Annotated in this window: 23 protein-coding genes; 7 read left to right on the forward strand and 16 right to left on the reverse strand. The window is 62.2% G+C overall.

The features are described from left to right. Positions 1–12: 12 nt before the first annotated feature. The 9 genes from ACVWVP_RS26005 to arcD (ACVWVP_RS26045) form a co-directional block, all read right to left on the reverse strand. Positions 13–1,389 (reverse strand): L-serine ammonia-lyase, encoded by a 1,377-nt coding sequence (locus tag ACVWVP_RS26005; RefSeq protein ID WP_457408817.1) that lies wholly within the window; start codon positions 1,387–1,389, stop codon positions 13–15. Positions 1,390–1,559: 170 nt separating this feature from the next. Continuing rightward, positions 1,560–4,397: an aminomethyl-transferring glycine dehydrogenase gene (gene gcvP / locus ACVWVP_RS26010; protein WP_457408819.1), complete on the reverse strand. Its 2,838-nt coding sequence runs from the start codon at positions 4,395–4,397 to the stop codon at positions 1,560–1,562. Positions 4,398–4,407: 10 nt separating this feature from the next. Then, positions 4,408–4,791: a glycine cleavage system protein GcvH gene (gcvH, locus tag ACVWVP_RS26015; RefSeq protein WP_056858590.1), complete on the reverse strand. Its 384-nt coding sequence runs from the start codon at positions 4,789–4,791 to the stop codon at positions 4,408–4,410. Positions 4,792–5,202: 411 nt separating this feature from the next. Then, a complete protein-coding gene (locus ACVWVP_RS26020; protein ID WP_457408822.1) occupies positions 5,203–6,711 on the reverse strand; it encodes a sigma-54-dependent transcriptional regulator in 1,509 nt (502 codons plus the stop codon). Positions 6,712–6,882: 171 nt separating this feature from the next. Beyond that, positions 6,883–7,245: a DUF5064 family protein gene (locus ACVWVP_RS26025; protein WP_176994288.1), complete on the reverse strand. Its 363-nt coding sequence runs from the start codon at positions 7,243–7,245 to the stop codon at positions 6,883–6,885. Between the two features lie 18 nt (positions 7,246–7,263). Then, on the reverse strand, positions 7,264–8,193 hold the full coding sequence (gene arcC, locus ACVWVP_RS26030; RefSeq protein WP_178925331.1) for a carbamate kinase: 930 nt from the start codon (positions 8,191–8,193) through the stop codon (positions 7,264–7,266). A 165-nt stretch (positions 8,194–8,358) separates the two neighbouring features. Beyond that, on the reverse strand, positions 8,359–9,369 hold the full coding sequence (locus ACVWVP_RS26035; RefSeq protein ID WP_176994286.1) for an ornithine carbamoyltransferase: 1,011 nt from the start codon (positions 9,367–9,369) through the stop codon (positions 8,359–8,361). A 68-nt stretch (positions 9,370–9,437) separates the two neighbouring features. Next, positions 9,438–10,694: an arginine deiminase gene (gene arcA, locus ACVWVP_RS26040; protein ID WP_457408825.1), complete on the reverse strand. Its 1,257-nt coding sequence runs from the start codon at positions 10,692–10,694 to the stop codon at positions 9,438–9,440. Between the two features lie 24 nt (positions 10,695–10,718). Beyond that, positions 10,719–12,146 carry an arginine-ornithine antiporter gene (gene arcD / locus ACVWVP_RS26045; RefSeq protein ID WP_259173174.1) on the reverse strand — a complete coding sequence of 476 codons (1,428 nt, stop codon included), beginning with the start codon at positions 12,144–12,146 and terminating at the stop codon, positions 10,719–10,721. A gap of 449 nt (positions 12,147–12,595) precedes the next feature. Here arcD (ACVWVP_RS26045) and arcD (ACVWVP_RS26050) point away from each other — a divergent pair, with 449 nt between their 5' ends. Both arcD (ACVWVP_RS26050) and ACVWVP_RS26055 read left to right on the forward strand, forming a co-directional pair. Further along, positions 12,596–14,023: an arginine-ornithine antiporter gene (gene arcD / locus ACVWVP_RS26050; protein ID WP_176994283.1), complete on the forward strand. Its 1,428-nt coding sequence runs from the start codon at positions 12,596–12,598 to the stop codon at positions 14,021–14,023. Beyond that, positions 14,020–14,883 carry a DNA-3-methyladenine glycosylase family protein gene (locus ACVWVP_RS26055; RefSeq protein WP_457408826.1) on the forward strand — a complete coding sequence of 288 codons (864 nt, stop codon included), beginning with the start codon at positions 14,020–14,022 and terminating at the stop codon, positions 14,881–14,883. Before arcD (ACVWVP_RS26050) ends, ACVWVP_RS26055 begins: the two co-directional genes overlap by 4 nt. Before the next feature lie 116 nt (positions 14,884–14,999). On the opposite strand, the gene ACVWVP_RS26060 is transcribed toward ACVWVP_RS26055, so the two are convergent. From ACVWVP_RS26060 to ACVWVP_RS26090, 7 genes are all read right to left on the reverse strand, one after another. Next, positions 15,000–16,349, reverse strand: coding sequence for a CoA transferase (locus ACVWVP_RS26060; protein WP_178925324.1), 1,350 nt, complete (start codon positions 16,347–16,349; stop codon positions 15,000–15,002). 40 nt (positions 16,350–16,389) lie between these two features. Beyond that, positions 16,390–17,733: a sensor histidine kinase gene (locus tag ACVWVP_RS26065; RefSeq protein ID WP_457408828.1), complete on the reverse strand. Its 1,344-nt coding sequence runs from the start codon at positions 17,731–17,733 to the stop codon at positions 16,390–16,392. Positions 17,734–17,799: 66 nt separating this feature from the next. Then, positions 17,800–18,264 (reverse strand): LTXXQ domain protein, encoded by a 465-nt coding sequence (locus tag ACVWVP_RS26070; protein WP_176994279.1) that lies wholly within the window; start codon positions 18,262–18,264, stop codon positions 17,800–17,802. A gap of 268 nt (positions 18,265–18,532) precedes the next feature. Then, positions 18,533–19,210, reverse strand: coding sequence for a response regulator transcription factor (locus tag ACVWVP_RS26075; protein WP_176994278.1), 678 nt, complete (start codon positions 19,208–19,210; stop codon positions 18,533–18,535). Positions 19,211–19,217: 7 nt separating this feature from the next. Beyond that, positions 19,218–19,625, reverse strand: a complete 408-nt coding sequence (locus ACVWVP_RS26080; protein WP_178925320.1) for a translation initiation factor 2 — start codon at positions 19,623–19,625, stop codon at positions 19,218–19,220. Positions 19,626–19,731: 106 nt separating this feature from the next. Further along, the gene (locus ACVWVP_RS26085) at positions 19,732–20,031 is read right to left on the reverse strand and encodes a YciI family protein (RefSeq protein WP_178925318.1); all 300 of its coding nucleotides are present in this window, start codon (positions 20,029–20,031) and stop codon (positions 19,732–19,734) included. Position 20,032: 1 nt separating this feature from the next. Beyond that, on the reverse strand, positions 20,033–20,629 hold the full coding sequence (locus tag ACVWVP_RS26090; protein WP_178925316.1) for a septation protein A: 597 nt from the start codon (positions 20,627–20,629) through the stop codon (positions 20,033–20,035). A gap of 87 nt (positions 20,630–20,716) precedes the next feature. Here ACVWVP_RS26090 and ACVWVP_RS26095 point away from each other — a divergent pair, with 87 nt between their 5' ends. The 5 genes from ACVWVP_RS26095 to rluB all read left to right on the forward strand — a co-directional run bounded on the left by ACVWVP_RS26095 (position 20,717) and on the right by rluB (position 25,497). Next, a complete protein-coding gene (locus ACVWVP_RS26095; RefSeq protein WP_178925314.1) occupies positions 20,717–21,580 on the forward strand; it encodes a PHP domain-containing protein in 864 nt (287 codons plus the stop codon). Between the two features lie 13 nt (positions 21,581–21,593). After that, a complete protein-coding gene (locus ACVWVP_RS26100) occupies positions 21,594–22,223 on the forward strand; it encodes an L-threonylcarbamoyladenylate synthase (protein WP_178925359.1) in 630 nt (209 codons plus the stop codon). Positions 22,224–22,343: 120 nt separating this feature from the next. Continuing rightward, complete coding sequence (locus ACVWVP_RS26105; protein WP_457408950.1) at positions 22,344–23,042, forward strand: segregation and condensation protein A; 699 nt, start codon at positions 22,344–22,346, stop codon at positions 23,040–23,042. Between the two features lie 12 nt (positions 23,043–23,054). After that, positions 23,055–23,981 (forward strand): SMC-Scp complex subunit ScpB, encoded by a 927-nt coding sequence (scpB, locus tag ACVWVP_RS26110; RefSeq protein ID WP_178925312.1) that lies wholly within the window; start codon positions 23,055–23,057, stop codon positions 23,979–23,981. A 304-nt stretch (positions 23,982–24,285) separates the two neighbouring features. Beyond that, positions 24,286–25,497 carry a 23S rRNA pseudouridine(2605) synthase RluB gene (rluB, locus tag ACVWVP_RS26115; RefSeq protein ID WP_457408833.1) on the forward strand — a complete coding sequence of 404 codons (1,212 nt, stop codon included), beginning with the start codon at positions 24,286–24,288 and terminating at the stop codon, positions 25,495–25,497. The last annotated feature ends 187 nt before the right edge of the window (positions 25,498–25,684 follow it).

Below are 25,684 nucleotides of genomic sequence, written 5' to 3' on the forward strand. Positions count from 1 at the left end.
CGCCTTGGGGCGTCAGCACTCGATAATGTTGACCGCCAAACCGCCACGGGCGGTTTCCTTGTATTTGCTTTTCATGTCGGCGCCGGTCTGGCGCATGGTGCGGATGACTTTGTCGAGGGACACAAAATGCTGTCCGTCCCCGCGCAACGCCATGCGCACCGCATTGATGGCTTTCACTGAACCCATGGCATTGCGCTCGATGCAGGGCACCTGCACCAGCCCGCCAATCGGATCGCACGTGAGGCCGAGGTTGTGTTCCATGCCGATCTCAGCGGCGTTTTCCACCTGGGAAACCGTGCCGCCCAAGACTTCACACAGCGCACCGGCCGCCATGGAACAGGCCACGCCCACTTCACCCTGGCAGCCGACTTCGGCGCCGGAGATCGAGGCGTTCTCCTTGTACAAAATGCCGATGGCGGCAGCGGTGAGCAGAAAGCGCACCACACCGTCTTCGTTCGCGCCCGGGATAAAGCGCATGTAGTAATGCAGTACCGCTGGCACGATCCCGGCCGCACCATTGGTGGGCGCGGTGACCACGCGCCCGCCGTTGGCGTTTTCTTCGTTGACGGCCAGGGCGTAGAGGTTGACCCAGTCCAGCACCGACAAGGGATCGCGCAGTGATGACTCCGGGTTCTTGCACAGCTGGCGATGCAACGCCGCTGCACGCCGCTTGACCTTCAAGCCGCCCGGCAAGATCCCTTCATTGCGACAGCCCGCGTCCACACAGTCCTGCATCACTTGCCAGATCTTGAGCAAGCCGGCGCGGGTTTCCGCTTCCGGGCGCCACGCACTTTCGTTGGTCAACATGACTTGGCTGATGGACAGCCCGTAAGTGGTGCAATGGTTGAGCAAGTCTTTGCCGTGCTTGAACGGAAAGGTCAGGGGCGTGGCGTCTTCGACAATGCGGTCGGCGCCGGCGGCGTCCTCATCCACCACAAAACCCCCACCCACCGAGTAATACTCGCGGCTGCGGATCTGGATATTGGCGGCGTCGAAGGCGCGGAAAATCATGCCGTTGGGATGGTAGGCGAGGGGTTTGCGAATCATCGCCAGGTGTTCTTTCTCGTTGAACGCAATGCTGTGTTCACCGAGTAAATTGAGGCGGCCGTCCTTGCGCATCTGCGCCAGGCGAGCGGCGACGGTTTCGGTATTCACGGTGTCCGGGTGTTCGCCTTCCAGGCCCAGCAACACGGCCTTGTCGCTGCCGTGGCCTTTACCGGTGGCGCCCAGCGAGCCATAGAGTTCCACCTTGACGCAGGCAGTGGCGCTCAACAGGTTGTCGCGCTTGAGGCCCTCGACAAATCGAGCGGCGGCGCGCATCGGGCCGACGGTGTGGGAACTGGAGGGGCCGATGCCAATCTTGAACAGGTCGAACACGCTTAAAGACATGAGTTGTTCTCCGGTTTCTTATTATTGGGCGAGAATCTTGTGGTTGATCTCGGTCAATGTGGGAGCCGGGCTTGCCCACGATGGCAGTGGGTCAGGCAACATTTCTGTGTCTGATACACCGCTATCGCAGGCAAGCCAGCTCCCACATTGGACCGTGTTCCGTCAGTCGGTTACGCGTAGCTCTCGATCGACGGGCAAGCGCACACCAGGTTGCGATCACCAAACACGTTGTCCACACGCCCGACCGGCGGCCAGTACTTGCCTTCGATCAACGATGGCACTGGGTACACCGCCTGCTCGCGGGTGTAGGGGTGTGTCCACTCGCTCACCAGTTCTGCAGCGGTGTGCGGGGCGTTTTTCAGGGGGTTGTCGTCCTTGTCCAAGGTGCCGTTTTCCACCGCGCGGATTTCTTCGCGGATCGCGATCATGGCGTTGCAGAAGCGGTCCAGCTCTTCCTTGGATTCACTTTCGGTCGGCTCGATCATCAAGGTGCCGGCCACCGGGAACGACATGGTCGGCGCATGGAAACCGAAGTCGATCAGGCGCTTGGCCACGTCGTCCACGCTGATGCCGCTGCTGTCTTTCAACGGGCGCAGGTCAAGGATGCATTCGTGCGCCACCAGGCCGTTGCTGCCGGTGTAGAGCACAGGGTAGTGCTCTTCCAGGCGACGGGAAATGTAGTTGGCATTCAGGATCGCCAACTGCGAAGCGCGCTTGAGGCCTGCGCCGCCCATCATGCTGATGTACATCCAGGTGATCGGCAGGATGCTCGCGCTGCCGAACGGTGCCGCGCACACCGCGCCTTCCTTGCGTTCCATGGCCGCGTGGCCGGGCAGGAACGGCGTGAGGTGCGACTTGACGCCAATCGGGCCAACGCCCGGGCCGCCACCGCCGTGTGGGATGCAGAAGGTCTTGTGCAGGTTCAAGTGGGACACGTCGCCGCCGAACTTGCCTGGTGCGCACAGGCCGACCATGGCGTTCATGTTGGCGCCGTCGATGTACACCTGGCCGCCGTTGTCGTGGATGATCCCGCAGATTTCGCGGATGCCTTCCTCGAACACGCCGTGGGTGGACGGGTAGGTGATCATTAGCGCCGCCAGGTGATCGCGGTGCTCGATGGCCTTGGCGCGCAGGTCTTCGATGTCGACGTTGCCACGCGCATCGCAGGCGGTGACGACTACGCGCATGCCGGCCATGTTGGCGGTCGCCGGGTTGGTGCCGTGGGCCGACGACGGGATCAGGCAGATGTCGCGGCGCTCATCGCCACGGCTCTGGTGGTAGGCACGGATGGCCAGGAGGCCTGCGTACTCACCCTGGGAACCGGCGTTCGGCTGCAGGGAGATCGCGTCGTAACCGGTGGCCGCGCAGAGCATGGCCTCCAGGTCGGAGGTCAGCTCCAGGTAGCCGGCGCTTTGCTCAGCCGGGGCGAACGGGTGCAGGGCGCCGAACTCGGCCCAGGTCACCGGGATCATTTCGCTGGCGGCGTTGAGCTTCATGGTGCACGAGCCCAGCGGGATCATGGTGCGGTCCAGCGCCAGGTCCTTGTCGGCCAGCTTGCGCAGGTAGCGCATCAGCTCGGTTTCGGAGTGATAACGGTTGAACACCGGGTGGCTGAGCACAGGCGACTGGCGCAGCAGGGCGGCTGGCAGCGTGCTTTCAGTTTGGGTGAAAGCTGGCAGGGCCTTGCCGTCGGCAAAGATCGCCCACAAGGTTTCAATGTCGGCCTGGGTGGTGGTTTCGTCCACCGAGACACCCAGGCGCTCACCGTCGACTACACGCAGGTTGATGCGCTGGGCACGGGCCTTGTCGTGCAGGGCGGCCGTGTTGGCGCCGGTGTTGAGGGTCAGGGTGTCGAAGAAGTGTTCCTGCTCGACCTTCTGGCCCAGGGTGGTCAGGCCCTTGGCCAGGATCGCGGTCAGCTGATGTACACGCTGGGCGATCTGGGTCAGGCCTTTGGGGCCGTGGTACACGGCGTACATGCTGGCGATGTTGGCCAGCAGCACCTGTGCGGTGCAGATGTTCGACGTGGCTTTCTCGCGGCGGATATGTTGCTCGCGGGTCTGCATGGCCAGGCGCAGGGCCGGCTTGCCGAAACGGTCGACCGACACACCGACCAGACGGCCCGGCATGTCGCGCTTGAATGCATCCTTGGTGGAGAAGTACGCCGCGTGCGGGCCACCGAAGCCCAGCGGCACGCCGAAGCGTTGTGCGCTGCCGATGGCCACGTCGGCGCCGAACTCACCCGGCGGGGTCAGCAGGGTCAGGGCCAGCAGGTCGGCGGCCACGGCCACCAGGGCGTTGGCGGCGTGGAAGCGTTCGGTGAGTGCGCGGTAGTCGAACACGTCGCCGTTGCTCGCCGGGTATTGCAGCAGGGCGCCGAAGAACGGGCTGACGTCAGTCAGTTCGCGCTCATCGCCCACCACCACGTCGATGCCCAGCGGCTCGGCACGGGTGCGCAGCACGTCGAGGGTTTGCGGGTGGCTGTGGACCGAGGCGAAGAAAGCGTTGCTGCCCTTGTTCTTGCTCAGGCGTTTGCAGAAGGTCATGGCTTCGGCGGCAGCGGTGGCTTCGTCGAGCAGGGAGGCGTTGGCGATCGGCAGGCCGGTGAGGTCGCTGATCAGGGTCTGGAAGTTCAGCAGCGCTTCCAGGCGGCCTTGGGAGATTTCTGGCTGGTATGGGGTGTAGGCGGTGTACCAGGCCGGATTTTCCAGCAGATTGCGCAGGATCGGCGACGGCGTGTGGCAGTTGTAGTAGCCCTGGCCGATGTAGGTCTTGAACAGTTGGTTCTTGCCGGCGATGGCCTTGATCTTGGCCAGGGCCTCGGCTTCGCTCAAGCCGTCTTCCAAGCCCAGCACGCTGGTGCCCTTGATGCTTTCCGGGATCACGCTGGCGCTCAGGGCTTCCAGGGAGTCAAAGCCCAGGCTTGCGAGCATCTGCTGCTCGTCTTCCGCGCGCGGGCCGATGTGGCGGGCGATGAATTCATTGGCGGTGGTCAGTTGAACAGTCATGGCGCGCTCCTCAGGCTTCAGCGTTGGCTTTGATCAGGCGGTCGTACGCGTCCTGATCCAACAGTTTAGCTACCGCTTCGGCATCGGCCGGTTTAAAGCGGAAGAACCAGCCTTCACCCATCGGGTCTTCGTTGACCAGTTCCGGGCTGTCGCTGAGTGCGTCGTTCACTTCCAGCACTTCACCGGTCAGGGGCATGTACACGCCGCTGGCGGCCTTGACCGATTCCACGGTGGAGGCTTCGGCGCCTTTGTCATAGGCCTGCAACTCCGGCAGTTGCACGAAAACCACATCACCCAGCGCGTTCTGCGCGAAAGCGGTGATACCCACGGTGACGCTGCCGTCGGCTTCGGCGCGCAGCCATTCGTGATCTTCAGTGAAACGCAACTCGCTCATGGAAACTCCTCGGGGCCAGATTCGTCTGGTGGACGGGATTGGAATAATGGGGAGTTGCTTAGCAAAATCGCGGCCAAGGTTTTTAAATCGTTACAAAACAATAACTTAGAGAAATGGCTGATAGCGTTATGCGGTTTGGGTGTAGCGATTTCGCTACAGTCAGGCGCAAGAAAAAAAGCCTATGTGGATCAAAGCCTTGCATGGCGCGCAAAAAACAGGGTTGTAGCGATATCGTTACGCTGTAGCGCTTTCAGTACAGCCGATGTCGTTCTCAGACCAAATTCGACATGCAGTGGAATTCAAATGTGGGAGCGGGCTTGCTCGCGAAAGCGGTGTGTCAGTCGCTGAATGAGTTGACTGACCCTCTGCCTTCGCGAGCAAGCCCGCTCCCACAGTTTGATCTGCGTGCGTTCAGGGCTTGTTGGGAATGCCGTATTTGCGCAGGCGATGGGCAATCGCCGTGTGGGAGGTCTGCAACCGGCTGGCCAGCTGGCGGGTGGAGGGGTAGCTGGTGTAGAGGGTTTCCAGCAGGTTGCGCTCGAAGTCCTCCACGGCCTGTTCCAGGCTGTCGATTTCGCCGTCGCTCTGGCGCGCCACCGAGGTGCCGGCGATGTCCAGGTCGCCGATGTCCACCAGGCTGCTTTCGCAAATGGCGGCGGCGCGGAAGATCACGTTCTGCAACTGACGCACATTGCCTGGCCAGCGGTTGCTCAGCAGTGCCGGGTACGTGCCGGGCGCCAGGCGGCACACCGGGCGCTGGATCTGCGCGCAGGCCTGCTGCATGAAATAGCGCGCCAGCAACAGGATGTCCTGGCCGCGTGCGCGCAAGGGCGGCACTTCGACGTTGAGCACGTTGAGGCGGTAGAACAGGTCTTCGCGGAAGGTGCCTTCGCTGACCATCTTTTCCAGGTCGCGATGGGTGGCGCTGAGGATGCGCACATTGACCTTTACTTCACGGTCGCCACCCACGCGGCGAAAGCTGCCGTCATTGAGAAAGCGCAGCAGCTTGGCCTGCAGGTACGGCGACATTTCGCCGATCTCATCGAGGAACACCGTGCCCTGGTTGGCCAGCTCCATCAACCCCGGCTTGCCGCCCCGTTGGGCGCCGGTAAAGGCACCGGGCGCATAGCCGAACAGTTCGCTTTCGGCGAGGTTTTCCGGCAGCGCCGCGCAGTTCAATGCCAGGAACGGCGCACTGTGACGTGCACTGATGGCATGGCAGGCGCGGGCCACCAACTCCTTGCCGGTGCCGGTTTCGCCCTGGATCAACAGCGGCGCATCCAAGGCTGCCACTCGCTGCGCCCGCGCCTTGAGGGTGCGGATCACCGGTGACTCGCCCAGCAGCGCGTCAAAGCCTTCGGCATGGTCGTGGTGCAACGCCGACAGTTGTTCGCCGATGCGGTTGGGTTGATAGAGGGTTAGCAGGGCGCCGGCGTCGGTGATCGGCGTGGCGTCCAGCAGCAGGGTCTGGCCGTTGACGCTGATCTCGCGCAGCGGCAGGCGAAAACCGTGTTCGAGCAAGGTGTCGAGCAGTGCCGGGTCGTTGAACAGGTCGCTGATGCTTTCGCCGGCCGGTTCACGCCCGTACAGCGCGATCAGGGCCGGGTTCGCCAGCAGGATCTTGCCCGCGCTGTCCAGGGCCAGCACCGGGTCGGTCATGGCGGCCAGCAGGGCGTCGAGTTGCAGGTGGCGGCGTTGGCCTGGAAGAATGTCCACCACGGTCACGGCCTGCACACCGTGCACGCTGAACAGCGCGTCACGCAACTCTTCGAGCACCTCGGCGCTCAACGTCGGCGCATCGATGTAGACGTTGGGCGGCACCATCTCTACCGCATCCAGGTTGAGATTGCGCCCACCGAGCAGGGCCAGGACTTCCTGGGTGATGCCGACGCGGTCGATGAAGCTGACGTGGATACGCATGGGGCGATTCGCAATTCTGGAGAGCAGAGGCGGCAAGTATGCCTTGGAGCGGGTGGAGATCAAAATGTGGGAGCGGGCTTGCTCGCGAATGCGGTGGGTCAGTCATAGATGTGCTAACTGATCCACTGCATTCGCGAGCAAGCCCGCTCCCACAGGGGACTTGCGGTGTTTTTACTCAAGGTGTTCAGGCTTGATCGGATCGCCGGGTTTTACATCCAGCTGATGCCGCACATCCTCGAACATCAAGTCGTACTGCTTGTGCATCGCGCCATTGAGCACGGCGATCTTCGGCATGCCGTACTTCTGCGCGATGTTCATGGCATGCCGGGCAAAGTCGAACGCCTGGTCCTTGGGCAGGAAAAACTCTTCCTTGAGGTCCTTGCCCTGGACCGAGCCATGCAGTTTGAACAGCATCCCCTTGCCTTCCTTGGGGTCCTGGCTGACTTCGTAGTCGATGCACAGGTTGTAGCTATAGTCCTGGGCGTTAAGCGCATGACGTTCGACGTGCAAGTGACCCGGTTCAAAGGTGGCCATAGGCGTTTCTCCTCTACTTCACAGGTAGGTGATGCCAGGTGTTGCCGTGCTGATGCGTGTGCCGGCGCTGCCCTGGACGATGGCTTCGATGTCCGAGAGTGAACCGATGACGGCGGTTTTTCCAGTCTGGCGGGCGAACTCGCAGGCCGCTTGCACCTTGGGCCCCATGGAGCCGGCGGCGAAGCCGAGTTTTTCCATTTCGTCCGGGTGGGCCTGGCCGATGGCCTTTTGGGTGGGCTTGCCGTAGTCGATAAACGCCGCGTTGACGTCGGTGGCGATTACCAGCAAATCGGCTTTCAACTGCCCGGCCAGCAACGAGGAGCAGAGGTCTTTGTCGATCACCGCTTCAATGCCTTTGAGCTTGCCGTCCTCGCCGTACATCGTCGGGATACCACCGCCACCCGCGCAGATCACGATGCTGCCTTTTTCCAGCAACCAGGTGATCGGGCGGATTTCAAAAATGCGTTTGGGCCGTGGGCTGGCGACCACGCGGCGGTACTTGTCGCCATCCGGCGCAATGGCCCAGCCTTTTTCAGCGGCGAGCTTTTCCGCTTCGGCCTTGGAATACACTGGGCCGATGGGCTTGGTCGGGTTCTTGAAGGCCGGGTCCTTGGCGTCCACTTCCACCTGGGTGAGCAGGGTGGCGAATGGCACTTCGAAGTCCAGCAGATTGCCCAGTTCCTGTTCGATGATGTAGCCGATCATGCCTTCGGTTTCGGCGCCGAGCACGTCCAGCGGGTACGGCGAGACCTGGGTGTAGGCCGCCGCCTGCAACGACAACAGGCCGACTTGCGGGCCATTGCCGTGGGCGATCACCAGCTCGTTGCCGGGGTGGATCTTGGCGATCTGTTCGGTGGCGATCCGGATATTGGCGCGTTGGTTGTCCGCCGTCATGGGTTCACCACGGCGGAGCAGGGCGTTACCGCCCAGTGCAACGACGATACGCATAGCGAATGTCCTTCTAAAAATTCTGATGAAGGAACACCGTCAATGTGGGAGCCGGGTTTTTTGTGGGAGCCGGGCTTGCCCGCGATGGCATCACCGCGGTCTACCTGAGCGACCGAGTTGCCTGCATCGCAGGCAAGCCAGCTCCCACATTGACGGTGTCGTGCCTTAGAGGTCAGCCAGGGTCGACACCAGAATCGCCTTGATGGTGTGCATGCGGTTTTCCGCTTGCTCGAAGGCGATACAGGCTGGCGACTCGAACACGTCGTCTGTCACTTCAATGCCGTTGGCCAGGTGCGGGTACTGCTCGGCAATCTGCTTGCCCACCTTGGTGTCGCTGTTGTGGAACGCCGGCAGGCAGTGCATGAACTTGGTGCGCGGGTTGCCGGTGGCTTTCATCAGCTCGGCGTTCACCTGGTACGGCAGCAGTTGCTCGATACGCTCGGCCCAGGCTTCCACCGGCTCGCCCATCGACACCCACACGTCGGTGTGGATGAAGTCCACACCCTTCACCGCCGCTTTCGGGTCTTCGGTGAGGGTGATGCGCGCACCGCTTTCTTCTGCGTATTTTTTGCAGCGACCTACCAGGTCGTCGTGGGGCCACAGCGCTTTTGGCGCGCAGATGCGCACGTCCATGCCGAGCTTGGCGCCCACCAGCAGCAGCGAGTTGCCCATGTTGTTGCGCGCGTCCCCGAGGTACGCGTAGCTGATCTCGTGGATCGGCTTGTCGGCGTGTTCGCGCATGGTCAGCACGTCGGCGATCATCTGGGTAGGGTGGTACTCATCGGTCAGGCCGTTGAACACCGGCACGCCGGCGAACTTGGCCAGCTCCTCGACGATCTCCTGCTTGAAGCCACGGTATTCGATGGCGTCGTACATGCGCCCGAGCACGCGGGCGGTGTCCTTCATGCTTTCCTTGTGGCCGATCTGCGAGGAATTCGGGTCGATGTAGGTGACATTGGCGCCCTGGTCATAGGCCGCCACTTCGAAGGCGCAACGGGTGCGGGTGGAGGTTTTCTCGAAGATCAGCGCGATGTTGTTGCCCTTGAGGTGTTGCTGTTCGGTGCCGGTGTACTTGGCACGCTTGAGGTCGCGGGACAGGTCCAGCAGGTAGCGCAGCTCACGTGGGGTGTGGTGTTCCAGGCTGAGCAGGTTACGGTTGTGAATGTTGAACGCCATGATGATTCTCCTAGGATTCGGTGATCTGCCTGGCCGGTGTCTTATGGACGCCGGCCAGGGATGGTCGCTTAGTAGTCGATTGGGTCGCGGATGATCGGGCAGGTCATGCAGTGGCCGCCGCCACGGCCACGGCCCAGTTCACCGGCGCTGATGGTGATGACTTCCACCCCGGCCTTGCGCAGCAGGGTGTTGGTGTAGGTGTTGCGGTCATAGCCGATGACCACGCCTGGCTCCACGGCCACCACGTTGTTGCCGTCGTCCCACTGCTCGCGTTCGGCGGCGAAGCTGTTGCCACCGGTTTCCACCACGCGCAGGGCCTTGAGGCCGAGGGCGGCGGCGACGGTGTCGAGGAAGTTGGTTTTCTCGCGCTGGATATCGATGCCGTGGGGCTTGCTCTCGTCAGGGCGCAGGGTGAACGGGACGATCTGGCTGACCACTTCGGGGAAGACGGTGACCAGGTCGCGGTCGCAGAAGCTGAACACGGTGTCCAGGTGCATCGCCGCACGGGATTTCGGCAGGCCGGCCACGATCACCTTTTCCACCGCCTTGTTCTTGAACAGGTTGCGCGCCAGCTGGCCGATCGCCTGGTGGGACGAACGCTCGCCCATGCCGATCAGGACCACGCCGTTGCCGATGGGCATCACGTCGCCGCCTTCCAGGGTCGAGGCGCCGTGTTCCTGGTCGGGGTCGCCGTACCAGATCTGGAAGTCGGCGTTGGTGAACTCGGGGTGGAACTTGTAGATGGCGGTGGTCAGCAGGGTCTCTTGGCGTCGCGCCGGCCAGTACATCGGGTTGAGCGTCACGCCGCCGTAGATCCAGCACGTGGTGTCGCGGGTGAACTGGGTGTTGGGCAGCGGCGGCAGGATGAAGTTGGAGTGGCCGAGGAAATCGCGGAACATCTCGATGGCCTTGCCGCCGAAGGTGCTCGGCAGGTCATCGGCCGACACGCCCCCGATCAGATACTCGGCGGTCTTGCGCGGTTCCAGGCTGCGCAGCCAGGAGCCGACCTCATTGACCAGGCCCAGGCCAACGGTATTGGCAGTGATCTTGCGCTCCAGGATCCAGTCCAGCGCTTCGGGGATGGCGACGATGTCGGTGAGCAGGTTGTGCATTTCCAACACATCAATATCCCGCTCGCGCATCTTGGTCACGAAGTCGAAGTGGTCGCGCTTGGCCTGGGCCACCCACAGCACGTCATCGAACAGCAGTTCATCGCAGTTGTTGGGGGTCAGCCGCTGGTGGGCCAAACCTGGGGAGCACACCATGACTTTGCGCAGTTTGCCGGCTTCGGAATGTACGCCGTACTTCACTTTTTCCGTGGTCATTACAGATCCTCCAGTTATCAACAATTACAGCGTCAGGAAGCCGTCGTAGAGCCCATAGGCTGCCACCAGGGCGCCAATGACCACTGCGGCGAAAATCAGCTTCTCGACGTTGGTGAAAATCGGTTTGCCCAGTTCACGCTTGGCCTTGGCAAACAGAATTGCGCCGGGGGCGTAGAGCAGGGCGGAGAGCAGCAGGTATTTGGTGCCGCCGGCGTAGAGCAGCCAGATCGCGTACACCAGGGCGATGGCGCCGATGAACAGGTCTTTCTTGCGCTCGGCCAGGGCGGTTTCGTAGGTCTCGCCGCGTACCGCCAACAGCAGCGCGTAGGCCGCCGACCACAGGTAAGGCACCAGGATCATCGAGGTGGCGAGGTAGATCAGCGACAGGTAGGTGCTGGCCGAAAACAGCGTGATCACCAGGAACAGCTGCACCATGGCGTTGGTCAGCCACAGGGCGTTGACCGGCACGTGGTTGGCGTTCTCCTTGCGCAAGAACGCCGGCATGGTGTGGTCCTTGGCGGCAGCGAACATGATCTCCGCACACAGCAGCACCCACGACAGCAGCGCCCCCAGCAGCGAGATGATCAAGCCAACGCTGATCAGCACCGCGCCCCAGTGGCCCACCACATGCTCCAGCACGGCGGCCATCGAGGGGTTCTGCAGCTTGGCCAGTTCCGGCTGGGTCATGATCCCCAGGGACAGCACGTTCACCAGCATCAGGAACAGCAGCACGGTGATAAAGCCGATCACCGTGGCCTTGCCCACGTCGGAGCGTTTTTCCGCACGGGACGAGAAGATGCTTGCGCCTTCGATGCCGATGAACACCCACACGGTGACCAGCATCATGTTGCGCACCTGGTTCATCACGCTGCCCAGGTCCGGGTTTTTCACGCCCCAGATGTCAGCGGTGAAGATGTCCAGCTTGAACGCGAACAGGGCGATCAACACGAACAGCACCAGCGGCACCACCTTGGCGACGGTGGTCACCAGGTTGATGAACGCCGCTTCCTTGATCCCGCGCAGCACCAGAAAGTGCACGGCCCACAGCAACACCGAGGCGCCGATCACGGCCGCTGGCGTGTTGCCTTCGCCGAAGATAGGGAAGAAGTAGCCGAGGGTGCTGAACAGCAACACGAAGTAACCCACGTTGCCCAGCCAGGCGCTGATCCAATAGCCCCAGGCGGACGAGAAACCCATGTAGTCGCCGAAGCCGGCCTTGGCGTAGGCATAGACGCCGCCGTCGAGGTCAGGTTTGCGGTTGGCGAGGGTCTGGAACACAAATGCGAGGGTCAGCATGCCGATGGCGGTGATGACCCAACCGATCAACACGGCGCCGACGTCGGCGCTGGCGGCCATGTTCTGCGGCAGTGAGAAGATCCCCCCGCCGATCATCGAGCCCACGACAAGTGCAACGAGTGCACCAAGCCTTAGTTTTCCGGGAGTTTCAGACATTGCGTGACTCCAATGCAGGAGAAGAGAGACCACAGAATAATTCCGTGCGCTATTCAAACAGCTGACTCAGATCACTTCATTGGCACATTCCATTGTGAATTAATGACTTAGGCTGAAAGTTAGTGGGCGATAGAAGTCCTCGGGAAGGCTTGTTCCAGAGCCTTGCGCCCGTTGTGGTTAATCATTTAGTCAGGGGTGTGGACGTTTGAAGCTAGTCTGTTTTTTTGAATGTGCAAACTTTTCTCATTGACAGTGTGGCGTAGCTCGCGAACGGCGAAGTTCAAGCGGTATTTAAATTCTAAATAAGCCTAAACTTGAATAATTGACATGCCATTACGTTATGAGCCTGCCTGTTTTATCGCGGACCCTAATAAACGCTACACTCGCTGAGTTAATGAGTTGAGTGCACAGTTGTCAGCTCAAGCAATTATTTTTATTCAGGAGTTTTCATGTCCCAACCGGCCCAGAAACTTCGACTTGGTGCTCTGATTGCCCTGGTGGTGGGCTCGATGATTGGCGGCGGGATTTTCTCATTGCCGCAGAACATGGCGGCCCGTGCCGAGGTCGGTGCCGTGTTGATCGGCTGGGCGATCACCGCCGTCGGCATGCTGACCCTGGCCTTCGTATTCCAGACCCTGGCCAATCGCAAACCCGAGCTGGACTCGGGTGTGTATGCCTACGCCAAGGCCGGTTTTGGCGATTACATGGGGTTTTCATCGGCCTGGGGCTATTGGATCAGTGCGTGGATGGGCAACGTCGGTTACTTCGTGTTGCTATTTAGTACCCTCGGCTACTTTTTCCCGGTGTTCGGCCAGGGCAACACGCCTATAGCCATCGCTTGCGCGTCGCTGTTGCTGTGGGCCGTGCATTTTCTGGTGATGCGCGGGATCAAGGAGGCGGCGTTCATCAACCAAGTGACCACCGTGGCGAAGATCGTGCCGCTGCTGATGTTCATCGTGATTGCTGCCGTGGCGTTCAAGGCCGATATCTTCACCCGCGATATCTGGGGCCTGGGCAACCCGAGCATGGGCAGCGTGGTGGACCAGGTGCGTCACATGATGCTGGTCACCGTGTTTGTGTTTATTGGCATTGAGGGCGCCAGCGTGTATTCGGCCCGCGCCGAAAAACGTTCGGACGTGGGGCGCGCCACGGTGATCGGGTTTCTCGGCGTGCTCGCACTGTTGGTGCTGGTGAATGTGTTGTCCTTGGGGATCATGAGCCAGCCAGAACTGGCGCAATTGCAAAACCCGTCGTTGGCCGGTGTGCTGGAGCATATCGTCGGCCCTTGGGGCGCGATGGCGATCAGCATCGGCCTGGCGGTTTCGTTGCTCGGTGCCTTGCTGTCCTGGGCGTTGCTCTGCGCGGAAATCCTCTACGCCACCGCCCATGACAAGACCATGCCGGCGTTCTTGAAGAAGGAAAATGCCAACCAGGTGCCGGTCAATGCCTTGTGGCTGACCAATGTGATGATCCAGCTGTTCCTGGTGATTACGCTGTTTTCCCAAAGCACCTACACCACGCTGATCTACCTGGCGTCCTCGATGATTCTGGTGCCGTACCTGTGGTCGGCGGCCTACGCTGTGCTGTTGAGCGGGCGCGGTGAAACCTATGAAGGTGCCCAGCGCCGTCGCATGAAGGATTTGCTCGTCGGTCTGATCGCCCTCGGCTACGCCGTGTGGCTCTTGTATGCCGGCGGCTTGAAATACCTGTTGCTGTCGGCGCTGCTGTACGCGCCGGGGGTGATCCTGTTTGCACTGGCCAAGCGTGAGCAGGGCCAGCCCTTGTTCACGGCCATGGAAAAAGGCATTTTCAGCTGCGTGATCGCTGGCGCGGGGTTGGCGGCGTATGGGTTGTACAGTGGGGTGCTGTCGTTGTGAGACTGGCGTATCAACCGCCCTATGACTGGGCGGCGATGGTGGGTTTTTTGTCGCTGCGGGCGATCAGCGGGTTGGAGACCGTCGAGGCCGGCGTGTACCGGCGCAGTATCCGTGTGAACGGGCAACCTGGCCTGATCAGCGTGGCGCCGGGGGCAGGGGATTGGCTGGACGTTGATGTCGATTTTCCGAGCCCGTCGGCCTTGCCCGAGATCGAACGGCGGTTGCGCAACATGTTTGACCTGGACGCCCAGCCGCAACTGATCAACGCACAATTGGCGAAGGACCCGCTGATGGCGCAATTGGTTGCCGCACGCCCCGGCTTGCGGGTGCCGGGCACCTGGGACGGCCTGGAGCTGGCCATTCGTGCCGTGCTGGGCCAACAGATCACGGTGGTCGCGGCGATCCGCCTGGCGGGCAAGTTGGTGGCGCAATACGGTACGCCGCTGGAGACGCCCCATGGGGGCATCACCCATGTATTTCCCACCGCCGAAGTGTTGGCGGCGGCGGACCTGGCCACGTTGGGCATGCCCAAAGCCCGTGGCCGCACCTTGTCCGGAGTGGCCCAGGCGCTGTTGGATGATCCTGAACTGTTTGAACCCAAGGCCAGCCTCAAGGAAGGCGTGGCGCGCTTGGTTGCGTTGCCGGGGATTGGCGACTGGACCGCGCAGTACATCGCCATGCGCCAGATGCGCGAGGCCGATGCGTTTGCGTCGGGGGATATCGGTTTGATCAACGCGCTGGCGGCGCTGGAGGGTGGACCAGTGTCGGCGCGACAGTTATTGGCCCGGGCCGAGGCGTGGCGGCCGCTCCGGGCGTATGCGGCGCAGCATTTGTGGACGTCGTTGCAAAGGGGAGATTGAGGGTGGCTGTGAGGGCCTCTTCGCGAGCAAGCCCGCTCCCACATTTATACCGCGTACACCCTTTGAAATACGGTCAAAATGTGGGAGCGGGCTTGCTCGCGAAGGCGTTCGTCAGGTCACCACTGCGCCCGGTGTGACCCCAATTCCCCCGCCGCCAAATCCCACTGCAACGGCGTGCCGCTGATGGTCAACGGCGCCAATAACCGATGGGCGGGCCCCCAACTGGTTTGCTCTACCACCAACCCCTGATCACTCGGCTCCTCGGCCCGCAACGCAGGCTGCTCCGGCACCTGCCCAGCCTCCACCAACAACGTCGCCGTGCGCGCCAACGACAACCGCGCCGAACCGCCACGCCCTGACTTCAGCCGCTCGCTCAACGCCTGAATCGCAGCGGCCGCCATCAGATACCCGGTGGCGTGATCCAGTGCCTGCAACGGCAAAGGCACCGGTTTGTCCGCCTGTTTCCAGGCCATGCCGGCGTCGGCGATCCCGCTGCTCATCTGCACCAGGCTGTCGAAGCCCCGACGGTTGCGCCAGGGTCCGCTCCAGCCGTAGGCGTTGAGGCTCACGTCGATCAGGCCGGGCGCAATCTGCTGCAGCGCGTTGGCGGTGTAGCCCAGTTCTTCCAAGGCATCGGCACGGTAACCGTGGAACAGGATGTCGGCCTCTTTGAGTAACGTTTCAAAGACCTGCCGGCCTTCGGCGCTCTTGAGGTCCAGGCGGGCGCAGCGTTTGCCCAGGGTCATTTCCGGCACTACGCCGGGTTCGTTCCAGGCGGGTGAATCGATGCGCAGCACATCGGCGCCCAGGCCTGCGAGGAAGCGACTGGCCACTGGGCCAGCCAGTACGCGAGTCAGGTCCAGCACTTTGAGGCCGGCCAAGGGGCGCGCCACGTTACCGAGCCAGGGTTTGTCGGTGGTGGTGTCATAGGTCTGGCGCTGCACCAGCGCTTCGGCATTCACCGCCAGCCCTTGCGGGTGGGCCTGCCAGGCTTGCCAGGTGCGCATCTGCGCGGCGCAACCGCCTGCATCGACAATCGCCTGTTCCAGTTCGGCAGCGTTCCAGGGGGCTACTTTGCTCGCCATCTCGGTACGGTCGGCGACCTTGCCCAGCACGCGTTCGGCGGCGGCGCGGTGGTGGGGCGCGTTGGTGTGCAAACGGATCCAGCCGTCGGCGCAGGCGTAATCACCGGCCACCGGGTCCCACAGGGGCGGCACTTGCCAGCCGACCGGGCGAATGGACGAGGAAAACCAGAAGGACGCCAGGCGCCGGTCTACGGTGACACCCGGCAAGCGCCCGGTCTGTTGCTCGATCAACTGGGCCACGGCCTGGCCGGCGGCGCCGATGCTGGCGCTGGCCAGGTCGGTCACGGCGAAGGTCGAGGGCAGGGCGCCGGCTTCGGTAAAGGTCAGCGGTGTAGGGGGTAAAGCGAGTGCGGCTTGGATGGGTGTCAGCAGGTCAGTCATCAAAGGCCCTCCGTAAGAGAAGGGCCACTATAGAAGATCCTCAGGGCGGTGTGGCAACCCCCGGCTCCAATGGCAGGTCGATGCTGGCAATAAAACCGCCTTGCGGATGGTTGGCCAGGATCAGGCTGCCGCCATGCCGCTCGGCCGCGCGGCGCGCAATCGCCAGGCCCAGCCCGTGGCCTTGGGAGACCTGACCGGGGGCGCGAAAGAACGGCTCGCCCAATTGGCTCAGGTGTTCCTCTTCAACACCGGGCCCGTGGTCGCGCACGCTGATCAGAATGCGTTCGCTCAAGTGTTGGGCACTCAGCTCGATGGGCTGGCCTTGCGGGTTGAAACGCTGGGCGTTGCGCAGCAGGTTGTCCACGGCGCGTTCAATCATGGTCGGCCAGCCTTTGAGGTGCAGGTCGGGTTCGGCAGTCAGTTGCACCACCTGGTCGGGGGCGCCCAGTTGCGCGTCCTTTTGCAGGGCCTTGAGCAGTGGGGTGAGGTCAACCTCTTCGGCGCCGGCATTGTCGGCATCGACGCGGGCCAGTACCAGGATTTCGCTGATCAGCGCTTCCAGGCGGTCGCATTCACGGGTCAGGCGTGGCCAGAGTTTTTCCCGTTCTTCGGGGCTGGCGCGTTCGGCCAGGGCCAGGGCGATGCGCAGGCGCGCCAGGGGCGAGCGCAGTTCGTGGGACACGTCGCGCAGCAACTGGCGCTGGCTGCCGATCAGGCTTTGCAGGCGCGCGCCCATGCGGTTGAAGTCGGTGGCCAATACGCCGAACTCATCACGCCGGTTGGCCAGGCGCGCCAGGCTGTTTTGCTGGTAGGTGGTCTGGCCGAGGTCATGCACCGCGCCACGCAAGCGGCTGAGCGGGCGGGTGATGGACAGCGTCACCAGCAGGCTGAACAGGGTCAGCACCACCAGGGCAATTGCCAGCGCGCTCAAGGGCCAGGCCAGGCTGCTGCGGTGCCAGGCATCCAGTTCCGGGTGGGGAATGCGGTAGATCAGCAGGTAGGTATCGCCGGTTTTTTCACTGGTGTATTCGGCGGTCAGGCGGCGCCAAGGCAGGTGACCGTCCTGGCTGTCGTTTTGCCGGGCTTCGAAGGCGGCGGCACGGCGCGGGAAGGTGCCGCGAACCACCGGGTCGCCGCTTTCATTCAGCACTTGTACGTCGATGTGGTACTGGCGTTTGCGCTGTTGCAGCAACTCCTGAGCGGCATCTTCGCCCTGGGTTTCATAGCGCTGCGTCCACTCCTGCGCCAGGGTATTGAGGCCGGGGTGACGGCTGAGAATCCAGGCGTCCTGGTTGAGCATGTGCCCAAGCAGAATCGACAACCCGGCAACCAGGGCGATGGCCAGCCAGAAACTGGCCAGGATACGCCAGAACAATGAACGCACAGGAAACCCTCAAACAGGAAAAGCCCAGTGGCGGTGACCACTGGGCTGGAGCGTGACGCTAAGCCATTATTGCGCTTTTTGCGGTTGTTGCGCTTTCCAGGCCTGGAATTCCTTCCACTCGGCACGGCGCTCGGCTTGTTTCTTGACGATCTCGTCGAACTTCTTCTGCTGATCAGGCTTGAGCACGGCACGGATGTCGGCTTGGGTTTTCTGCTTGCCGGCTGCGATTTCGTCCTGCATGGCTTTCTGGTCTGCGGCCGGGAGTTTATCCAGGTACTTTTTGACCAGGTCTTTGCGAGCGTGCCATTGGTCGCCCATCAGCTTGCCGATCTGCTGGCGCTGTTCCTTGGTCAGGTCCAGCTGGCTGAAGGGGCCGCCTTTGCCACGCGGACCGTGTTCACCGCCGTGGCCCGGGCCACCCATCATGTGGCCTTCGGGGCCGCCCATCGGGCCTGGGCCGTCAGGCAGTGCCGCCATGGCAACGGTTGGCAGGGCAGCGGCGAACATCAAAGCGATAAGGGTCTTGCGCATGGTGATTCTCCTGTCTCTATTCCGGTGAGTCCGGATGTGAGTAGATTAAGGAGATAGAGGTCAGCGGCGGTCAGGTGTGGGTAAAGCTTGGGTAAAGAGGGTTTTGGTGCGAACTGACAAAACTATCAGGGCTTAGCTATTCGAATGTGGGAGCGGGCTTGCTCGCGAAGGCGGTGTGTCAGTCGCCGCAAAGAGTGGCTGATCTACCGCATTCGCGAGCAAGCCCGCTCCCACACAAGCCAGCTTCCACAGGACTTCTGCAGCGTGTTCAGAGGCTGTAGTAGTAGCCCCGGCTACGCAGCGCCACGATGCGTGGGCGGCCGTCCGGGTGCGGGCCGATCTTCTTGCGCAGGTTGCTCACGTGCATGTCCAGGCTGCGATCGTAAAGGGTCAGCTTGCGGCCCAGGGCGATCTGCGCCAGTTCCTGCTTGTCCAGCGGCTCGCCCGGCTGGCGTAGCAAGGCTTCCAGCAGGCGGCTTTCGGAGACGGTGAGGGGGAATTCCTGTTCATCGATGGTGACTACGCCACGCACCGGGCTGAAGCACAGATCGCCCAGTTCCAGCTGGGTGGACACGGCGGCCGGGTGGCTGCGGCGCAACACGGCGCGCAACCGGGCCGTGAGTTCGCGCGGGTCGCAGGGCTTGGCCAGGTAGTCGTCGGCGCCCAGTTCCAGGCCGAGGATGCGGTCCAGCGGTTCGCCCCGGGCCGAGAGCATCAGCACTGGCAACTCCGGATGGTCGTTGCGCAATTGCTTGAGCAGCTCAAGGCCGCTGCCGTCGGGCAGCATCACGTCGAGCACCACCGCGGCCGGTGCGCTGTCGGCCAGGGCTTTGCGCGCACTCAAGCCGTCGTGGCAGGCACGCACCTGGAAACCTTCCTGGCTCAACCAACTGGTCAGCAGCTCACAGAGCTCCTGGTCATCATCTATCAGTAACAGCTCGCTCATGACTCACTCAATTTAGCCATTGTCGACGGCGACGGTGCCCACCGCTGGCGAAGATCCCGCACAGCAAGGCGATCAGTGCGACAGCCCCACCGGTGACAAACCACTGTTGTTGCTCGGTCAGCCAGCGGGTCAAGGCGCCACTTTGTGTTTCTTTGAGTTGCTGGACCAGGCGTTGGTTCTCCTGGCGCAAGCGACTCAGTTGGGCGCTTTCGCGAGCAGCGTCTGCATTTTGCAATTGTTTGCTCAGTTCTTCGCGCAGCCGCTCGCTTTCTTTCAAACGTTGCTGCAAATCGGTGATCTGGCTGCCGGCACTCAAGGACAGGGGCGTGGAACTGCCGGTGTTCGAGGGTTCTTCAGCGTGGGCCGTGGCCCCGATCATTAACACTGCCAACAGACACAACTGACTTAAGCGCATCGGAACTCCTGATTCCACACGAATATTCAGAACGTTGTCGGCAGGTTACCGAGAATGATGAGCCATCAGGCGATTGCCGAACCGAATAGGTTCGGCGCCGCCGTTATCAAGGCAAGACTTGCTTGAACGGTTTGATCACGACGTCGGCGTAAACGCCTGCCGCGACATACGGATCGGCCTTGGCCCAGGCCTGGGCGTCAGCCAGGGAAGCGAACTGGGCAACCACCAGGCTGCCGGTGAAACCCGCCGCGCCCGGGTCATTGCTGTCGACAGCCGGATGCGGGCCCGCCAGCACGAGACGGCCTTCGGCCTGCAATACGTTCAGGCGCTCCAGGTGGGCCGGACGTGCGGCCAGGCGTTTTTCCAGCGAATTGGCGACGTCGGTGGCAATGATGGCGTAGAGCATGTCAGTCCTCGGTTTTTGGCGTGGTAGGGTCGGTGTCATGCAGGTGGCGCGACAGGTAGATACCCTGGCCGATCAGGAACAATACGGTCATGCCCAGGCTGCCGAAGACCTTGAAGTCGACCCAGTAGCTCTGGAAGGTGAACGCCACGAACAGGTTGGCAGCGCCACAGAACAGGAAAAACACGATCCAGGCCACGTTCAGGCGTGTCCAGACCGGCTCCGGCAGGGTCAGTGCGTGGCCCATGATCCGCTTGATCAGCAGGCGGTCACCGATGAAGTGGCTGCCAATGAAGGCCAGGGCGAACAGCCAGTTCACCACCGGGGCTTTCCACTTGAGGAAGGTTTCGCTGTGGAAGGCCAGGGTCAGGCTGCCGAAGACCAGGCAGGCGACCAGGGTCAGCCATTGGCTTTTTTCCAGCTTGCGCTGGGAGATGAAGATGGCGCCGTAGACCACGACGGAGCTGATGATCAGCACGGCGGTGGCGCTGTAGATGCCTCCGACCGTCAGCTCATGGCCGGCGAGATCGATGACCCTGGGGTCGAGTTTATAAACGATGAAAAACAGCAACAGCGGGATGAAGTCGATGAATTGTTTCACAGTAAGAGCCAGAAGCTGGATGTGGCGGCATAATAACAAACATCCTTGGTAGCGAAAGCGCCACCTGACTTGAGGTTACACATCCCCGTGAATGTTGATTTGCACTGCCACAGCACGGCCTCCGACGGCGCCCTGGCGCCTGCGGTACTGGTTGCGCGTGCGTTTGAAAAAGGCGTGCGAGTCCTGGCGTTGACCGACCACGACACCCTCGAAGGCTTGGACGAAGCCCGTGAAGCCGCCCATTCATTGGGCATGCAACTGGTCAACGGCGTGGAGTTGTCCTGCACCTGGGGTGGCGCCACCATTCATGTACTGGGCTACGGTTTCGACCAAAAGGCCCCGCCGTTGGTGCAGGCCATCGCCGATTTGCACGATGGCCGCTGGCTGCGGTCCGAAGAAATAAGCCGAAAACTCAGCCTCAAAGGCATGCCCAACGCCCTCGAAGGCGCCCGCGCGATCCAGCAGGAACTGGGGGACAGCGGCAACGCACCGGCCCGGCCGCACTTTGCCGACTGGATGGTGCGTGAAGGTTTTGTCAAAGACCGCGCCGAAGCCTTCCGCAAATGGCTGGGCGCCGGCAAGTTGGGGGATGTGAAGCAGCACTGGCCGACCCTGGAAGACACCGTCGAGACCTTGCGGGCCTCCGGGGCCTGGGTCAGCCTGGCGCATCCCTGGCATTACGATTTCACCCGCAGCAAGCGCCGCAAGCTGATTGCCGACTATATTGGAGCGGGGGGCCACGCCATCGAGGTGGTCAACGGGCACCAACCCGCCGAGCAGGTGGGCAGCCTGGCGATTCTTGCCCGCGAATTTGGTCTGCTGGTCAGCGCCGGCAGTGATTTTCATGGCCCAGGCGGCTGGTCCGAGATCGGCGAGTACCGCCCCGTCCCGGAAGACCTGCCGCTCTTGTGGGGGCGATTCAAGCATGACCCCATTATTGCCACCGTCTGAACAGGTAGAACACGTGAGTCAATTCTTCCAGATTCATCCGGAAAACCCCCAGGCGCGCCTGATCAAGCAAGCCGTGGAGATCATCCGTGCCGGTGGCGTGGTGATCTATCCAACGGACTCGTCCTACGCCATTGGTTGCCAGATCGGCGACAAGGGTGCGGTCGAGCGTGTCAGACGCCTGCGTCAGTTGGACGACAAGCACAACTTCGCGCTGATCTGCAGCGACCTGTCCCAGCTCGGCCTGTTCGCCAAGGTCGACACCGGCACCTTCCGTTTGCTCAAGGCCCACACGCCGGGGCCCTACACCTTTATTCTCAACGCCACCCGTGAAGTGCCGCGCCTGTTGCTGCACCCCAAGAAGCGCACCATCGGCCTGCGCGTGCCCGAGCACCCGATTGCCCTGGCGCTGCTGGAGGAGCTGGGTGAGCCGCTGATGAGCGTGTCGCTGATCATGCCCGGCGAGACCGAGCCGCTTTACGACCCGTACGAAATGCGTTCACTGCTGGAAAAGCAGGTGGACCTGATCATCGATGGCGGCTACGGCGGCAACAAGGCCTCAACCGTGATCAACCTGGCCGACGGTGAACCCGAAGTGATCCGCGTGGGTTGCGGTGACCCGGCTCCGTTCATGGTCGAGGCCTGAATGTCGGTGGTGGAAACGGTTGACCCCCAGGCCGGCGCCCAGCAGGAGCTGCCATTTGCCATGGTCTATGGCCAGGCGGTCATGGAAATGCCCCTGGACCTGTACATCCCGCCGGATGCCCTGGAGGTTTTCCTCGACGCCTTCGAAGGCCCGCTGGACTTGCTGCTGTACCTGATCCGCAAACAGAACATCAACATCCTCGACATCCCGGTGGCGGAAATCACCCGCCAGTACATGGGCTATGTCGAGTTGATGCAGTCGGTGCGCCTGGAACTGGCTGCCGAGTACCTGGTGATGGCCGCCATGCTCGCCGAGATCAAGTCGCGCATGTTGCTGCCGCGTTCGGAGACGGTGGAAGCCGAAGAGGACGACCCACGCGCCGAACTGATCCGCCGCCTGCAGGAGTACGAACGCTTCAAGGCCGCCGCCGAAGGCATCGACGGCTTGAACCGGGTGGGCCGTGACGTGGTGGTGCCCAAGCTCGATGCCCCCGAGGCCCGCGCGCGCAAGCTGCTGCCGGACGTGAGCCTGGAAGAATTGCTGATGTCCATGGCCGAGGTGCTGCGCCGTGGCGACATGTTTGAAAGCCACCAGGTGAGTCGCGAGGCGCTGTCCACCCGTGAGCGCATGAGTGATGTGCTGGAACGCCTCAAGGGCGGCGGCTTTGTGCCGTTTGTTGAGCTGTTTACTGCGGAAGAAGGACGCCTGGGGGTGGTGGTGACCTTTATGGCGATCCTCGAACTGGTCAAGGAATCCTTGGTCGAGCTGGTCCAGAATGAGCCTTTTGCGGCTATCCACGTGCGGGCGCGAGCCGAATAAAGAGCTGAATCAATGAATCTGACTGAACCCCGCGAACTGGCCCCGTTGCTGGAGGCCTTTCTACTGGCCTCGGGCAAACCGCAATCGTTGGAGCGCCTGTTCGAACTCTTTGAAGAAGCCGAGCGCCCCGAGCCGCCGGTATTCAAGAAGGCGCTGGAGATCCTGCGCAAGTCCTGCGACGGCCGTGCCTTTGAGCTGCGCGAAGTGGCGTCGGGTTATCGCCTGCAGATCCGTGAGAAGTTTTCCCCGTGGGTCGGCCGTTTGTGGGAAGAACGCCCGCAGCGTTATTCCCGGGCGATGCTGGAGACCATGGCGCTGATCGCCTATCGCCAGCCGATCACCCGGGGCGAGATCGAGGACGTGCGGGGCGTGGCGGTCAACAGCCATATCGTCAAGACGCTGCTGGAACGGGAGTGGATCCGCATCGTCGGCTACCGCGACGTGCCCGGCAAACCGGCGATGTTCGCCACCACCAAGGTGTTTCTCGACCACTTCAACCTGAAGAACCTTGATGATTTGCCGCCGCTTGCCGAACTGCGCGAGATGGAAGCCGAGCCGGTGCTCGATTTCGACGATGCGCCGGTGCCCGAGGGCCTGCAGGAACTGGCCGACGCCAGCGCCGAACCGGAAGAACCGAAGGACGAAACCAGTTTCCACACCTTGCTGCTGGAACTGGACGATATGGAGCAGGGCATCAAGACCGACTTCGACGATTTGCTGCGTGACGGCGCTGCCGAGCCGCAAACCCAGGAAAACAGTGAACCCGAGGCCGAGCCTGAGCCGGAACCCGAGGAAGACATCCTCGGCGTCGCCGAAGCCCGCGAAAAACTCCTCGCCGCCGTCGCCGCCCTGGAGCAGCCGCCCCTGAGCGACGAAGAGGACGAAGCCCGCGCCTTGGCCGAAGCCATTGAGGCCGAGCGCCGCCAGTTCGAGGACTGACGCGTTCCTGCAAACACTGCTGAACCCCTGTGGGAGCGGGCTTGCTCGCGAAAGCGGAGGGTCAGTCACCGGAGATGGCGACTGATCCACCGCAGTCGCGAGCAAGCCCGCTCCCACATTTTGACCTGCTGTGGTCCACCGGTCGGCGTAAAGCAGGTGACTTGGCCTTTATCGACTAGTCTCTGATGCGCAACGCGCGCCATACGCGTATGATTCGCGACCCTTTGCCGGCATAGTCGGCCAAAGCCCCGCTTTCAACACTCTTCAGGCCACGCCTGAATCGACCCACCGGGAGGTGCTTAAGATGAACGACAAAGACCAGAACGACAGCCAGGAAATCGGCCCAGCAGGCGAAAAACTGCAAAAGGTGCTGGCGCGTATCGGCGTGGGCTCGCGCCGCGACGTCGAAGCCTGGATCACCCAGAAGCGCATCAAGGTCAACGGCGTCGAGGCTACCCTCGGCCAGCGCGTCGACCTGCACGATGCAATCACCATTGATGGCAAGGTCATCAAGCGTGAAGAGGCCGCCGAATCGGTGCGCCGCGTGATCATGTACAACAAGCCGGACGGCGAGATCTGCACCCGTGACGACCCGGAAGGCCGTCCGACCGTGTTCGACAAGATGCCCAAGCCCAAAGAAGGCCGCTGGATCAACATCGGTCGCCTGGACATCAACACCACCGGCTTGCTGATGTTCACCACCGACGGTGAGCTGGCCAACCGCCTGATGCACCCGTCGTACGAGATGGACCGCGAATACGCCGTGCGCGTACGTGGCGAAGTTGACGACGAGATGATCGAACGCCTCAAGGCGGGCGTGGTGCTGGAAGACGGCCCGGCCAAGTTCACCGACATCAAGCAGGCGCCAGGTGGCGAAGGTTTCAACCACTGGTACCACTGCGTGGTGATGGAAGGCCGTAACCGCGAAGTACGTCGCTTGTGGGAATCCCAGGGCCTGGTGGTCAGCCGCCTGAAGCGCGTGCGTTTCGGCCCGGTGTTCCTGAACTCCGACCTGCCGATGGGCCGCTGGCGCGAAATGAGCCAGTACGAAGTCGACATTCTCAGCGCCGAAGTGGGCCTGACGCCGGTCGCCATGCCGCAGATGAACGCCAAGAGCAAAGACAAGCTTGAGCGGATGCAGCGTAAATCGTCGCGCCCTGTGCCGCGTACCGAACGCGTGGCCCGCACCCTGCGCCCGGCGCTGAATGCACCGGCAACCGGCGGTCGTATTTCCCGTGAGCCGCAGATCGAAGGCGAGCGTCGCCCAACCGCGCCGTCGCGCCAGGAAGGTGAACGTGCGCCACGTGCACCGCGCCCAGCGCCGGCCGGTGGTCGCAGCAACCGCGGTGAAAGCGAACGTCCGGCCGACAACGCCAGCACCAAGCGTCCAGCCAAGCCAGCGGCGAACAAGCGCCCTGGCCCGAAACTGGTGGCGGACGAGCCGTCGGGCAAGCGCCGGGGCGCCCCGGCCGGTTCGGGTCAGCGTCCTGGTTTTGGTCGCAAGAAACCGCAGTGATGGTTTAAGTGCTGCACAAAAAAACGCCAACCCTAGGGTTGGCGTTTTTTATGCCTTGGAATACGGTCAAAAATGTGGGAGCGGGCTTGCTCGCGAAGGCGGCGTGTCAGTTGATGCATGTGTTACTTGATACTCCGCCTTCGCGAGCAAGCCCGCTCCCACATTTGGATCTTCATAGGTTTCTAAA

It is taken from the genome of Pseudomonas sp. TE24901, from assembly GCF_054058375.1.